The following is a 13,383-nucleotide window of genomic DNA, read 5'->3' as shown; positions in this document are numbered from 1 at the left end:
CTCCTTGGTGACCTGTGCATCACGACTTAGGTGGAAGCTGTCTAGCTGTATCGCTTCGAATAAACAGTGAAGAGATGGTAGATCTCGCCGTGATCAATAACGGCGCGTTTATCCCGTCAGCATCGGTACAAAAGTGCATTTCACCGATAGCTATCGCTTGAATCGTGCAGCTAGGCGCCCCCTTTGGCAGCCAGCTTCGACTCCGCCTCGATCGCTCGAGTCGAGTAGCGCTGAGCCAACACCGCGCACACCATGAGTTGGATTTGGTGGAAGAGCATCACCGGCAAAATGATCATCCCGATGGTGCTTGCGGAGAACAGCACCTGGGCCATCGGCACGCCAGTAGCCAAGCTCTTCTTCGAGCCACAGAACAGGATGGTGATGCGATCCTCTTGGTTGAATCCGAGGCGCTTCCCAATTATTGCTGTGAGGGTCAAGGCAACGGCCAGAATCACAATGCAAACCACAATCAAGGTTCCGAGCGATGCGGCTGGTACCTGGTGCCAGATGCCGCCGATCACTGCACTGCTAAACGCGGTGTAGACCACCAAGAGGATGGAGCTCTGATCAAGGTACTTGAGGGTGCCCTTATGCTTGTCTACCCATTTGCCGATCCAGCGTCTGGCGATTTGCCCAGCGACAAATGGAAGCAGTAACTGGACAGTGATCTTTTCAATGGCGTCGAGTGTGGAACTACCACCATCAGAGCTGCCTGAATTCATGATCAGGGCAACGATGATGGGTGTCAGGAAGATGCCGAAAAGGCTCGAGGCGGCAGCGCTGCAGATCGCTGCTGGAACGTTACCCCGGGCGAGGGACACGAACGCGATCGAGGACTGAACTGTGGAGGGCAAAGCGCAGAGGTACAAGATGCCCATGTACAGCTCTTCGCCAATAACAGGTGCGAGGACTGGGCGAAGCGCTAAGCCGATCAAAGGGAAAAGGATGAAGGTAGCGCTGAAAACTGTGAGGTGCAGTTTCCAGTGACCGGCCCCGGCGAGTACCGCCTGTTGCGACAGCTTCGCACCGTGCATGAAAAACAGTAGCGCGATCGAAATGTTGGTCAACCAGGCGAAGGCGACCGCAACCTCTCCAGAGCAAGGAAGTAGGGATGCAACCGCTACTGTGACCAAAAGGGAGATTGTGAAATTGTCTGGCAACCATTTTGGCCTAGCCATAAATGCCTCTCATCATTCGTTAAAACAACCCCGCCGAGCCGTACCCTGCGGGGCTCACCACGTTACTTGGTGCGTTGGCTGACGACCTTCTGAGCGTCCTCGCCCAAGTCCCACCAAACACCAGCCATGATCGCCATGGACTCACGTGCTACCGAGCCCAAGAAGTGCTCGTTCGGTGCATGCTGGGAGCAAGCTGGATAGGAGTGAGGAATCCAAATGGTCGGAAGGCCGAGTGTTTCGGCAAAAATGTAGTTAGGGGTGGTGCCACCAAAGTTCGGCAATAGAGCGGGCTTCTTACCCGAGGTAAGTCCAACCGATTTGACCGCCCACTGCGCCCAGGCGTCGTCTGGATCAAGGCGAGTTGCGGGCAGACCCTCAGTTACCTTTACCTTCACACAGTGCAGCCCGTGGGAGTTGAGGTGGTTGCGCAGGTGTTTTTCTAAGTTCCGCCAATCCGATCCAACGACGAAGCGGTAATCGCAAACGGCTTTGGCAGTGGCTGGGATCGCGTTTACGGGAGAGTCAGCGTTGGCGCACTTGAACGCGAGCACTTCGATGGTGTTCCAGGCCAGAACGCGCTCGGCAGCTGTAAGACCAGGTTGGCCCCAGCTGTGGTCAATCTCGGGAGCATCGTCATCCTGGCCCAGCACGACATCAGCCAGCGCAGCAGATACGTTTTCTGGGATTGGTGGCGGCAGGAGGGCATCGACTTGAATACGACCTTTCTGGTCGACCAGGCTGGCCATTGCGTGAGCCAGGATCGTGGCAGGATTCGATAACACGCCACCCCAGTTACCGGAATGGTGTGCAGAGTCACGCAGGGTCACTTCAAGGTCAAAAAGGATACCGCCACGCGAACCCAGGAAGAGGGTAGGACGCTCTGCTGATACTCGCGGGCCGTCAGAAGCAATGAAGACGTCTGCTGCCAGTGCCTCTTTTTCAATCTCGCACACGGCGTTCAGACCGGGCGAATCGATTTCCTCGCCTGACTCAAACAGCACCTTCACGTTGTAGCCCAGCTTGCCGTTACGAGCCTCAAGAACGGTTTGCAGAGCAGCAAGGTTGATAGCGTGCTGACCTTTGTTGTCGGCAATGCCGCGACCGTACCAGCGGTCACCGATCACAGTGACTTTCCATGGGCTAAGGCCTTCATCCCACTGATCGTCGTAACCCCTGACCACATCAGCGTGGCCATATGTGAGGATGGTGGGCAGGGAAGGGTCTTCGATGCGCTCGCCAATCAACAAAGGGGCAGTCGCGCTGACGGGGTTATTCACCATACGCGTGGTGAAGCCCATCTCATGCAAAGCTGGAGCGATCTCCTTGATGAGGTAATCGATCTGAGCTTGCACTTGATGCGGCTCCTGGCTTTCCGTTTTGTAAGCCACCAGGCGAGCCATGGTTCTCAGTAAAGCGCCCGAGTCGGCGATCTCAATGGCTCTGTCTACAACTGCTTGGCGTTCGTTAGTGCTCATGCTTTTTACTCCAGGTTCCAGACGCCAGCGGAGCGTCCGGAGGTCTCTCAAAGGTTTATCCAAAGGCGATCATGAAGCCGTTGATCAGGCACACCATTCCTACTGCAATCGAGAACCAGTTGGCGAAACCGCCACGATATTTCTGCAAGCAAGGAACCTTGGCGAAGGCGTATTGCGGCAGGAAATACACGATGAACACGCTGATCGGAACCATCACAACCTTGATGAGGTTGAGCACGTTCCAGTTCAGGATTGCTGGTACACAGGTGACTACGAAAATGAGGACAGTGAGTACTCGTTGCAGGCTCTTGCCGTGCACAACCTCAGGGCGACAGCCCAAACAGGTAGTGGCGAAACCTTTGGCACTTTCCTTTGTGGCGAGGAAGTGGGCTAGGAACGATTTGATGGTCGCCGAGAACACGATCAGCTGTGAGGCGCTGGCCAGCCATGGGTTGTCGAACTTACGAGCAAGGTAGGAGAGAGCTGTCAGGTTGTTTGCTTTAGCATCAGCCAGCTCGGCAGGCGAAAGGGCAAAGATGCAGCTCCAGGAGAAGAAGACCACGGTCATGATAATGAGGACGACGGCCACCAGCATGATCTGTCTGACCTTGAAGTTGGCCTTCTCACCGTAGGCTCGCTTCTGAGCTACCACGAAGCTCGACACCACCGATGTAAAGCTGAAGGCGTAGATCACCATTGGAAGTGATGACCATACGGACGTGGCGATCCCGGTTGCGCCGCCGAAGTCCTTAGCCGTTTCCATGTAGGACAGGTTCCAGCTTGGGATAGCCATGAAGCCAAAAAACACGAGTGAGATGATGAAGGGGAAGACGATGGCGCCCATCACCTTCACGATGAATGTGGTGTTGCCCTGCACTAGCAGCACCAGTGCGATCGTTGCCAGGGGAGCGACAACATAGCGAGGCAGCACACCCATATGGAGCTGCGACGCGACGAAGTCGATAATCGTGTTGGTCACCGTGATCGTGTAAACCATCATGGTGGGAAAGACGGTGATAAAGTACAGCAGGGTCAGCCACTTGGCCCAACCGAGACCCAGATGTTCCTCAACTGCATCGACAATGTTCCCCTCGCGACCGTTCGTAGCGCTGGCAGATTGAATGAACCTGGCAAATGCCCGGTATGTGAAATACGTTACTGGAAAGGCGAGGGCGGTCAGAATCAACATCGCCCAGAAGCCAGAAAGCCCAAGGCTGACTGGCCAGAAAAGACTACCGCTGCTCACGGCACATCCGTAGATGCCGAGCACCCACAGCGTGTCTTGTTTATTCCATTTACTCGCAACCACTGGACGGTCATACGCTATCGCCGCATCCATCATCTCTCTCCGTTGTTTTTGTATGAGTACGGTCAAACCATGGCTGGGCCTATGGTCTGGAATGGGCAGAGATCAAAGCCTTCCGCTATCAGAGAAAGGCGTGCATTCATGAGGGGGTCGTTCATCTTGTTATCTGGCGATGGCCAGGTGTTCTGTTCGACCTCGGAGCCATGCTAACCATGGAGTTGCGAGCGATCGTTGCTAATTGGCCCTGCAGAACGCACTGATGTTGCGTTCAGTCACGCATATGCTGATGGGCATCCCCTAGCCAGGCAACGCTCATGCGCAGGAAGGTCATTCCAGCTAGTGAGCCCTTTGCATTAGGAGTCAGCATGCGAAATTTCGAGCAACCTGGTCGCTCTGAAGCGATGAGTACAAGAACAATGGTCGCCACCTCGCACGGTCTAGCGACGTCAGCTGCATTGGAAATTTTGAGGCAGGGAGGTAACGCGGTCGATGCAGCTATCACTGCTGCTGCGATGCTAGCAGTGGTTGAGCCAACGCAAACCGGGATCGGCGGAGACTGTTTTGCGCTACTTAAAAAAAACGGCGAGCCCGTCAAGGCTCTTAACGGCTCTGGCTGGGCGCCGAAAGCCGCCACTGTGGCGCATTATCGCGGTAAAAAAATCACGGAAATCGACCCATATTCGGCGGATGCGGTTACTGTCCCGGGCGCTGTAGCTGCTTGGGAGCGGCTTTCTCGAGACCACGGTCGCTTGCCTTTCTCTAAGCTTCTGGAGCCTGCCATTCAGGCCGCTGAGTTCGGCTATCCAGTGACTGAGCGACTGGCTTATGACTGGCACCGAAACGCTTGGAAGCGGAATCGCTGCGCCAACTTTGCCGAGGTTTTCTTCCCTAACGGAGTCGCTCCCGCTTGTGGAGCTATCCACCGCCAGCCTTTATTGGCCAAGACCCTGAAGTCCATTGCTCAAGATGGTGCGGCGGTGTTCTACAAAGGCTGGGTTGCGGAAGACTTGCTGAGCAGCCTCCAATCACGTGGCGGGTTACATAGCGCCGAGGACTTTTCCGAGTATCAGCCAGAGTACGTTGATCCGATTTCGGCGTCCTACAGGGATTATGATATCTGGGAGTGCCCACCTAGTGGGCAGGGCATCATCGCTCTCGCAATGCTCAAAATCCTTGAGCAGTTCAACCTAGGGGATCTGGCTCCATTAGGAGCTGAGCGTCTGCACCTTCAGGCTGAAGCATCACGCATGGCGTACGCCGAAAGGGATCTGTTCCTCTGTGATCCCCAATTCGCTAGCTGTCCCGTTGAGCATTTGCTGTCGAATGAGCGCGCTCAAGCGCTGGCCTCACGTATCAAGCTTGATCGTCGCATGACGGATATCACGCCACTACCCCATGCGGCTCACAACGACACCGTGTATATCTCGGTTGTGGACGAGGAAGGCTTCGCTGTCTCACTTATCAACTCCATCTTCGATGACTTCGGAAGCGGTGTTCTGACTTCTCAATCTGGTGTCCTGTTGCACAACAGAGGTTCCAGTTTCGTCATAGATGAGTCGCATCCCAACCGTATCGAGGGGCGCAAGCGCCCTATGCATACAATCATCCCGGCAATGGTGACGCGAGAGGGTGAGATGGTGCTCAGCTTTGGCGTGACAGGGGCTCATTTTCAGCCTATTGGTCAAGTCCAGGTACTCACGAATCTGATCGATTACGGAATGGGAGTACAAGAGGCCATAGACCACCCACGAATGTTCGCTCGTGAGAACACCTTCGAGCTAGAAGGGCGTTACCCCGAGCAGACTTTGCAGAAGCTGCGAATGCTTGGGCATGACGCCCGGCGTGCTGCCGCCCCTTTGGGGACAGCTCAAGCCATATGGGTGGAAGGCAATGGAGTTCGTCGAGGCGGGGCAGATCCGCGAAGAGATGGCGTGGCGTTGGGCTTCTGAGGTCGGTAGTTCGTGCCCTGCGCAGGGCACGAATTTTTATTCCTCGTCAACGTTGACTTTGAGTGTCCTTTTGTTGATCTGCATGGCGACAAAGGTCTTGAACTGTTTGATATTTCCGAAGAAAAACAAATCTCTTGTGATCTGTTCATAGTCGGCCATGTCGGCAACATTAATAACCAGCAAAAAGTCAAAGTCCCCAGTAACGTAGTAGACCTGTTGAACCTCTGGGTGACTGGTGAATCTTTTCTTGATTTCGTCAAGCAGATCAAGGCGCTCGTTCTCGAGTTTGACTTCGACTATGACTGTGATTGGACGACCTACAGCAACTGGATCTACAATGCTGACATTGAGTTTTATGATGCCAGCGGCTTCCAGAGCAGCAATGCGGCGATTGACTGCTGAAGGCGATAGATTAACTTTTTCAGCAAGCTCCCGTTGGGATAACTTATTATTTTCTTGGAGTATGTTTAGAAGTTTTCTGTCGTAGGAGTCAAGCTGCATTTTTTGTCCTTCCTTTCTGCGTGCCCTTACGCTAGCACGAACTGGGTTGGAGAACAATTGAGTGTGGCGCTCGCGTCGAGCGGCACGGATCGCAGGATTATCGCTTGCTAAATATTAGTTTTGCAGCGAAGGCTAGGAAGATCACGCCTGTAGTTCGATCCATCCATTTGATGAAGCACTCTCGCTTTAGTACTTTGGCGAAAGGTGTGGTGGCTGCGATCAAGGTCATGCACCAGATGAGGCCAAGTATGATGTGTATCCCAACCAGACCAAATGTCCAGACAATAAGAGGCTGCCCGTGTGGAATGAATTGGGGCAGAAAGGATACGTAAAAAATGCCTACCTTAGGGTTCAAGGCATTGCCCAGCATACCCTTGATGAACCAGTTCTGCTCCCGGGAGGTCGGGACGTTGGCGTCCGCGATCGCAAGCCGTGGCTTCAATAGCATGTTGATGCCCAACCAGCTGAGGTAGGCAGCGCCGCAATATTTCAAAGCCGTGTACGCTACCTCAGATACCGCTAAGATTGCACCTAGGCCAAACGCAATTGCTGCACCCCAAAGTAAGCATCCCGCATGTATGCCTAGCGCTGCGCGAACAGCCTGGCGTTTGCCCTCGACGGTTGCGGTTCTAAGTACCAAAGCAGTGTCTAATCCTGGCGTAAGAGTCAGCAACGTGGCTGCCAGCGTGAAAGCTAGAAGATTTTCAGTCATAGACATAGGCTAAAACCTGGTGCGTGAAGGAAAATATAGAGCTTGGGATTCTATAAGGTTTTTACTGTCTAGCCTAGCTGTTTCGAATGACTTTTGATTAAACCGGATCGACTTGGAGGGGGGTGATTTTCACTTGGACGATTTCCTTTAGGTCTCTAGTTATCGTTTTTGAATCAAGAGTGCAGGGTAGGGTGCGTGTGTATAAGTTCGGTGTCGGGAAGTAGCTTTCGACTTCAGGGCAAGGGGGTTAATGGTGCTGTTTGCATCTCTTTTTATCTTCGGCTTGATGATGGTTAACAAATGATAAGGAAATTTCTTTCGCGGGTCGAAACAATAGAGCATTGTCTCATAAGGAAGCTAAAAAATGACAGCTGATCACCCCCGTACCGTTTACAGCCTGCTGAGCGATTCAGCGCTGAGCCATCCAGGCTCGACTGCAATTCGTTTCGTCCAGGACATGAAGTCTTTGGATGACACCCAAGCGATATCCTACTCGAGCTTACTGAAGTGTCTCCATCGAGCTGTGCGTATGATGAGGGGCTTGACTGGGAAGGAGCGCCCCGTCGTTTCGATTCTCATACCTAATATTCCTCAAGCGCATGTGATTCTGTGGGGGGCAGAGGTCGCCGGGATCGCGAATCCTTTAAACCCGTTACTGAGCGATGAAGCGCTTTTTGAACTCATGTCGAAAGCTAAAACTGACCTCGTCCTCGCGATTGGCCCAGCTGCCGGGTGCGGTACGTGGGACAAGGCGAGCAAAGCTGCACAGAGGCTGCCAAATCAACCGAGATGTTTGCCCGTTGGGAGCTCCGGGGAAATTCCCTGCTTCGAGTCGATTCTGAGTGAGTTCAGTGACGAGCCTCTGTCGGAATCCGAGTGTCCGGCGTCGTCGGATATCTGCGCGTATTTCCATACCGGGGGCACGACAGGTTATCCAAAGCTGGCCTGTCACACCCATGCGAATCAGGCCTCTGCCGCGCTTGCTGTTGCGCAACGCATTCGACTCGGCCCGACCGACGTCACAGTCAACGGGCTTCCGATTTTTCATGTGGCGGGTGCGATAGTTAACAGCTTGGGCGCTTTCGCGGCTGCATCTCAGATGGTGCTTCCAACAGCCCTGGGTTTCCGCAATCCTGAGGCTGTACACCGCCACTGGCAGATGGTCGAACGCTTTGGAATCACAGTCAGCGCCGCTATCCCCACGTCGATGGCCGCCCTGATTGATGTGCCTGTAGGGGACTGCGATATCAGTACCCTGCGATTCCTGATTTCGGGTGGTGCACCTGTGCCATTTCGGCTCCATGAACTCGCTCAAGCCCGTGTCGGTCGCCCTCTCTATCAAGGGTATGGCATGACCGAAAGCGCCGGCGTAGCAGCACTACCCAACCTACACGCCGATCCTGTGCCTGGGGCTGTGGGTCATGTCGCCGCGCCAGTGAAAGTCACGATTATCGATGGTGAAATCTGCCTCAAAGGCGACACTGTATTTGCTGGTTACCTGGGTTTACCTTCGCCTGTCTCGGACGACGGTTGGTTGAGAACGGGTGACCTTGGCCACGTTGACGAGGCTGGGTATTTGTACGTTACCGGTCGAGTGAAAGATCTCATCATTCGCAGCGGCCATAATATCGATCCCGCACTGATCGAAAGCTGTCTTGAGAAACATCCTGAGGTTGCGCTGGCGGCGGCGGTGGGTATGCCAGACACCTATGCAGGAGAATTGCCTGTAGCGTTTGTACAGCTACGGAAAGGTTCTGCGGTAACCGCAGATGAGCTCATTGCATTTGCCGCAGAACGTATTGATGAGCGTCCTGCATGTCCAAAGCGAATTGTCATCCTTCCGAGCCTACCTCTTACGGCTGTGGGAAAAATCTACAAGCCCGAGCTTCGCGAAGCCATTACTGTAGATGTGGTGAGAGAAAAAATCGGCGAGAAGTATGAGGGGGTGGCGGTCACTGCAGCGCACACAGACCAGGGGCGCTTGTACGTGGATCTTGCCCACGTCTCTGACGAAGCAATGCGCTGGTGTTCCGAACTCATGGCCAAGCTGAATGTGGATGTCCGTTTTAATGGATCTACAGACTGACCGAGCGTTTCAAGCGTGATAGAGATTGTGGCTCGATACCAAGGTAACTCGCCAGATGGTACTGGGCCACCCTCTCCAACAACCACCGCTGGTGATGACATATCCATGCGTATCGACTTTCGCTGTTCAGCGTTAGGAGCATGCCTTCGCGCTGCTCATTTCGAAGCATGATTTCTTGGATTTTGTGTTGAACCAGCGTCCTGAGTTCTGGGTGTACATCGTCTAAAGGCTTGAACAGGGCGAGGGGAATGGAGATCAGTATCGAGTTCTCCAACACGTCGATGCTGAAGGCGCACGCCTCACCGGTGAGGTATGAGTTAAGCGAGCCGGCCCACTCATTTTCCCTGAAGAATGCCTTGTTCCACTCCTTTCCATTTGAGGCCTGGTAGAAGTACCTGGCAAGTCCTCGGACGATGAAGTAGCAATGGTGAGGAACATGACCAGCGTGGATGATTTTCGTATGTTTGGACGCCCGGGTGACCTTACTCATCTGCAGGATTCGATCCGTCAGACAGCCGTCCAGGATGCCGCTTGTGGCTAGGGCTTCACGGAACGACTCGAGGTATTCGGCATTAGGTGTCATACGTTGATCTCTGCTCATCAGTCCGAACCTATCAAAATCATCACTGCCTCTGCCAGTAGCGACTCTGTAAGCTTTTGTTGACCCTGAGTCCTCCCTCCTGAAGCTAACTCCAGCATTTCGTTTTATGGATTGATGGACGCCCATGCTTGGAGCCAGCATCTGCAAAACTCTACTTTGCCTGGGAGTCGACATGTCCTATCTCTTCGGGGAGGTCGATAGCTATTACGCTGACACCGCCGTTAACGGGGAACGCTACCCATCGTTGAATGGTCATGTTGACGTCGACGTGTGTGTCGTCGGTGCCGGATTCTCGGGACTGAATACCGCGATTGAGCTAGCTGAGCGTGGGCTGACCGTTGTCATAGTCGAGGCTAAGACAGTAGGGTGGGCAGCTAGCGGTCGAAATGGCGGTCAACTGATCCGAGGGTTCGGAGCCGACCTGTCTCGGTTCGAGCGCATCCTTGGCGTAGAGGGCGTTGCGGCTCTTTACAAACTCGGTCTTGAGACGGTGGAAATTGTCCAAAACCGAATCCTCAAGTATCAAATCGATTGCGATCTGACGTGGGGTTTCTGCGAGCTGGCCAAGACACATGCTCAGTTTCGGGGGCTAGCGGAGGAGAAAGCCGCGTTGGAGCGTGCCGGGTACCAAGAACATCTCGAGCTTGTCCCCCCTTCTGAAATGGCTAAGGTGACGTCGTCGCAGTGCTATGTAGGGGGACTGATTGATCCAGGCTCAGGTCATCTGCATCCTTTGAATCTCGCGAAAGGCGAGGCAGCAGCCGCGAAGAGATTGGGCGTTCGGATTTTCGAGCACACTGCTGCGCTAGACATAACCTATGGCAGTACTGTCACCGTTAAAACTGCAGATGGATCAGTAACAGCCCATACGCTCGTGCTGGCTGGTAACGCACACCTGGGATCCCTGGAACCAAGGATCAGCGCGAAGGTGCTCCCCGCAGGTAGCTTCATCATAGCTACCGAACGTCTGTCCCAATCAGAAGCTAACTCCATTGTCCCTTTCAACAGGGCGCTATGCGATCAAGGTGTCGCTCTGAACTACTTCCGTTTATCAGCCGATAGGCGTCTTCTATTCGGCGGCTCAGGGCCTTTTACCGGTACCGACCCGAAAGATATCGAAGGATTTATGCGCCCGAAAATGCTGAGAGTATTTCCTGATTTGGCAGCTAAGCGAATCGATTACAAGTGGGGTGGCATGATTGGTGTCGGCGCTAACAGACTCCCTCAAATTGGCAGGTTGAGAGGTCACCGAAACGTCTACTACGCCCAAGCGTATTCAGGGCATGGCTTGAATATGAGCCACATGGCTGGAAGGCTAATTGCGGAAGCGATCACACAGCAAGACGATGGTCGTGGCTTCGATTTGTTCGCTGCTGTGCCTCACATGAGCTTCCCGGTCGTTAAATACTTCCGTTCGCCTCTGCTGGCTGTGGGTATGCTTTGGCACCGGCTCAAGGAACGGCTCACCGAATGAGCTGGCTTGCGGTAGCTCAGATGCTGGGGCATGGTGCTGGGCTTAGGGCAATCAGATCGCTTAGGAGAGCAGTTCAATGTCGTCGAGCAAAGGCCATCTGCGGAGCTTTCTGGCGACGCTAGCAATCCTTACCTCAACGGCAGCGACCTGTGCTCCCAACTCGGTCGTGAATATCTACAACTGGGCGGACTACATCAATCCTTCTGTCTTAATCGATTTCCAGAGAAGCAAGGCGATTGCCGTCAACTACGACATCTTCGATTCCAACGAAACGCTCGAAGCCAAACTACTCACGGGTCACTCGGGATACGACGTGGTAGTGCCCAGCAGCCATTTTCTAGAGCGGCTCAGGCAAGCAGGGGTGTTTGCCAAACTCGACAAGTCCCTGCTGCCCAATTACGCCAACCTGGATCCTGCGATTCTCAACCAGCTTGAGCAAAATGACCCTGGCAACCTCTACGCGGTACCTTATTTGTGGGGAACGAGCGGCGTGGCTTACAACGTCGATAAGGTCAAACAGGTACTCGGAGTTGAAGCGATCGACTCCTGGGCTGCGCTCTTCGATCCGGCGATCGTCAGTAAGCTCCACCGGTGCGGAGTCGCTGTCATGGATTCTCCAGATGAGCTCTATGGAGCCGCGCTGCATTACCTCGGCAAGGATGTCCGGCATGCCACCCTGGCAGACTATCGTTCAGCAACCGCGCTCATCGAGAAAATCCGCCCCTTCATCACCTACTTCCATTCGTCCAAGTTTGTAAGCGACCTTGCCAATGGAGAGATCTGCTTTGCGATCGCTAACTCAGGGGATGGAGTCCAGGCCATCAATTCGGCAAACGAGGCTCACGGCGGTATCCGCTTGGCCTATGTGGTTCCAAAGGAAGGCGGCAACCTATGGTTCGATGTCTTGGCAATCCCAGCCGGCTCACGACACGTGAAGGAAGCCCACGCCTTCATCAACTTCCTCCTCGACCCAAGAAACATGGCAAAGGTGACGACCTACACGGGTTATACCAACCCAACGCCTGCATCGAAGGCTTACTTGCCGGATAGCATTGTCCGCAATACAGGTGTCTACCCTGATGCGACGATGATCCAGAGGTTGTACGTATCAACGCAGCCGGCAGCAGGCTACGTGCGCTATGTCACTCGGGCCTGGAACATGATCAAAAATAGCCACTGAGGTTCAAGAGCGTCACGCGTGAAGTATGATTCACTGTCTAGGCGCATTGCGCCAAACCGAAAAGGTTGGAACTGCTTACTAATGATGACCGACGATAACGCGATGATCAGCGTCCTCAACCTGTGCGGCATACCGTTGCCTAAGCAGCAGCGCAGTTTCGATACCTACCACCGTATCCTGCGTTCAGCTCAGGAATGCGTTGCCGAGATGGGTTATAGCAAGACCAGTACCCAGGAGGTCGCTCGACGAGCTGAAATATCTCACGGTGGGCTGTTCAAGCGTTTCCCTACGAAGGTCAGTCTTATGGCTTGCATGGTGGGTTACCTTGAGGCACAGGCACGCAGGGAAGCAGCCATTCGGATACCGTCTCACCTGCACAATTCGTCGACCCAGGACCGGGTACGCTTTTTCATCGAATCCTACTGGCGCTTCGTCCAGACGCCCCAATTCAAAGCCATTGACGAGGTGTGGGATGAATCCCGCACCGATGAGCAACTCCTTGATGCTCTGCGGCCAATCATCAAATCGGATGTGATTGCCGGCGATTTGGCCTTCTATTTCCCTGAGCTGGAAAACGGCATGGCCATCCAGTTCATCAGTCAGATGGTCTATTCCAGCTTGGAGTATCTGTCCTTCAACCATGGCGTCGGGGCTGATGACCAAGCATTGCCAAAAATGGATCTATTGGTAGGTATGGTCTGCCGAGAGATCGATTCCCTGCGTGAGTCAGCTACACCCCGCTAGCTTCATCTCACCCCAAGCTTCGTCAGCAGCGGGCTAGCCATCCCGCTTAGCATTCGGCTTGTCTGTTACAAAAATGAAAGTGAGTACTCACTTTCTTTTCTTGTCGATCTAGGTAATAGTGAGCCATATCTCGTTGGCGGCCAGGTCGGGTGAATCTGCTCGTACGCCGCCACGGAT

The 13,383-nt window shown here is 53.9% G+C and carries 11 protein-coding genes; 5 read left to right on the top strand and 6 right to left on the bottom strand.

What is annotated here, in order from left to right:
* Nucleotides 1-170: 170 nt before the first annotated feature.
* The 3 genes from CWR53_RS12465 to CWR53_RS12455 form a co-directional block, all read right to left on the bottom strand.
* A complete protein-coding gene (locus CWR53_RS12465) occupies nucleotides 171-1,178 on the bottom strand; it encodes a bile acid:sodium symporter family protein (protein ID WP_100851692.1) in 1,008 nt (335 codons plus the stop codon).
* A 62-nt stretch (nucleotides 1,179-1,240) separates the two neighbouring features.
* Nucleotides 1,241-2,653 (bottom strand): M20 family metallopeptidase, encoded by a 1,413-nt coding sequence (locus tag CWR53_RS12460; RefSeq protein ID WP_100851691.1) that lies wholly within the window; start codon nucleotides 2,651-2,653, stop codon nucleotides 1,241-1,243.
* A 55-nt stretch (nucleotides 2,654-2,708) separates the two neighbouring features.
* Complete coding sequence (locus CWR53_RS12455) at nucleotides 2,709-3,995, bottom strand: HAAAP family serine/threonine permease (RefSeq protein ID WP_219995111.1); 1,287 nt, start codon at nucleotides 3,993-3,995, stop codon at nucleotides 2,709-2,711.
* A gap of 329 nt (nucleotides 3,996-4,324) precedes the next feature.
* Between CWR53_RS12455 and ggt the strand changes: the two genes are divergently transcribed.
* Nucleotides 4,325-5,908: a gamma-glutamyltransferase gene (ggt, locus tag CWR53_RS12450; protein ID WP_100851690.1), complete on the top strand. Its 1,584-nt coding sequence runs from the start codon at nucleotides 4,325-4,327 to the stop codon at nucleotides 5,906-5,908.
* 36 nt (nucleotides 5,909-5,944) lie between these two features.
* On the opposite strand, the gene CWR53_RS12445 is transcribed toward ggt, so the two are convergent.
* Together CWR53_RS12445 and CWR53_RS12440 are read right to left on the bottom strand one after the other, a co-directional pair.
* A complete protein-coding gene (locus CWR53_RS12445; RefSeq protein WP_100851689.1) occupies nucleotides 5,945-6,409 on the bottom strand; it encodes an Lrp/AsnC family transcriptional regulator in 465 nt (154 codons plus the stop codon).
* 97 nt (nucleotides 6,410-6,506) lie between these two features.
* On the bottom strand, nucleotides 6,507-7,127 hold the full coding sequence (locus CWR53_RS12440; protein WP_100851688.1) for a LysE family translocator: 621 nt from the start codon (nucleotides 7,125-7,127) through the stop codon (nucleotides 6,507-6,509).
* A gap of 358 nt (nucleotides 7,128-7,485) precedes the next feature.
* Here CWR53_RS12440 and CWR53_RS12435 point away from each other — a divergent pair, with 358 nt between their 5' ends.
* The gene (locus CWR53_RS12435) at nucleotides 7,486-9,207 is read left to right on the top strand and encodes an AMP-binding protein (RefSeq protein ID WP_100851687.1); all 1,722 of its coding nucleotides are present in this window, start codon (nucleotides 7,486-7,488) and stop codon (nucleotides 9,205-9,207) included.
* On the opposite strand, the gene CWR53_RS12430 is transcribed toward CWR53_RS12435, so the two are convergent.
* Nucleotides 9,197-9,808 carry a Crp/Fnr family transcriptional regulator gene (locus tag CWR53_RS12430; RefSeq protein ID WP_181405425.1) on the bottom strand — a complete coding sequence of 204 codons (612 nt, stop codon included), beginning with the start codon at nucleotides 9,806-9,808 and terminating at the stop codon, nucleotides 9,197-9,199. The genes CWR53_RS12435 and CWR53_RS12430 overlap by 11 nt on opposite strands.
* A 172-nt stretch (nucleotides 9,809-9,980) precedes the next feature.
* On the opposite strand from CWR53_RS12430, the gene CWR53_RS12425 reads away from it, so the two are divergent.
* The 3 genes from CWR53_RS12425 (at nucleotide 9,981) to CWR53_RS12415 (ending at nucleotide 13,206) form a co-directional block, all read left to right on the top strand.
* Nucleotides 9,981-11,282, top strand: a complete 1,302-nt coding sequence (locus CWR53_RS12425) for an FAD-binding oxidoreductase (protein ID WP_100852634.1) — start codon at nucleotides 9,981-9,983, stop codon at nucleotides 11,280-11,282.
* Nucleotides 11,283-11,358: 76 nt separating this feature from the next.
* Nucleotides 11,359-12,462: a polyamine ABC transporter substrate-binding protein gene (locus CWR53_RS12420; RefSeq protein WP_100851685.1), complete on the top strand. Its 1,104-nt coding sequence runs from the start codon at nucleotides 11,359-11,361 to the stop codon at nucleotides 12,460-12,462.
* Between the two features lie 81 nt (nucleotides 12,463-12,543).
* Complete coding sequence (locus CWR53_RS12415; RefSeq protein ID WP_100851684.1) at nucleotides 12,544-13,206, top strand: TetR/AcrR family transcriptional regulator; 663 nt, start codon at nucleotides 12,544-12,546, stop codon at nucleotides 13,204-13,206.
* Nucleotides 13,207-13,383: the final 177 nt, after the last annotated feature.

This window comes from Pseudomonas sp. SGAir0191 (assembly GCF_002812565.2).
GTDB lineage: Bacteria > Pseudomonadota > Gammaproteobacteria > Pseudomonadales > Pseudomonadaceae > Aquipseudomonas > Aquipseudomonas parafulva_B.
Note: the sequence above shows the minus strand (reverse complement) of the source record. Positions and strands in the feature narration are given on the sequence as shown.

Excerpts from the sequence above, each read along its gene's own strand:
- ggt (WP_100851690.1), top strand. The coding sequence starts at position 4,325 with ATGCGAAATTTCGAGCAACCTGGTCGCTCTGAAGCGATGAGTACAAGA.
- CWR53_RS12460 (WP_100851691.1), bottom strand. The coding sequence starts at position 2,653 with ATGAGCACTAACGAACGCCAAGCAGTTGTAGACAGAGCCATTGAGATC.
- CWR53_RS12415 (WP_100851684.1), top strand. The coding sequence starts at position 12,544 with ATGATGACCGACGATAACGCGATGATCAGCGTCCTCAACCTGTGCGGC.
- CWR53_RS12455 (WP_219995111.1), bottom strand. The coding sequence starts at position 3,995 with ATGATGGATGCGGCGATAGCGTATGACCGTCCAGTGGTTGCGAGTAAA.
- CWR53_RS12445 (WP_100851689.1), bottom strand. The coding sequence starts at position 6,409 with ATGCAGCTTGACTCCTACGACAGAAAACTTCTAAACATACTCCAAGAA.
- CWR53_RS12435 (WP_100851687.1), top strand. The coding sequence starts at position 7,486 with ATGACAGCTGATCACCCCCGTACCGTTTACAGCCTGCTGAGCGATTCA.
- CWR53_RS12425 (WP_100852634.1), top strand. The coding sequence starts at position 9,981 with ATGTCCTATCTCTTCGGGGAGGTCGATAGCTATTACGCTGACACCGCC.
- CWR53_RS12420 (WP_100851685.1), top strand. The coding sequence starts at position 11,359 with ATGTCGTCGAGCAAAGGCCATCTGCGGAGCTTTCTGGCGACGCTAGCA.
- CWR53_RS12430 (WP_181405425.1), bottom strand. The coding sequence starts at position 9,808 with ATGAGCAGAGATCAACGTATGACACCTAATGCCGAATACCTCGAGTCG.
- CWR53_RS12440 (WP_100851688.1), bottom strand. The coding sequence starts at position 7,127 with ATGTCTATGACTGAAAATCTTCTAGCTTTCACGCTGGCAGCCACGTTG.
- CWR53_RS12465 (WP_100851692.1), bottom strand. The coding sequence starts at position 1,178 with ATGGCTAGGCCAAAATGGTTGCCAGACAATTTCACAATCTCCCTTTTG.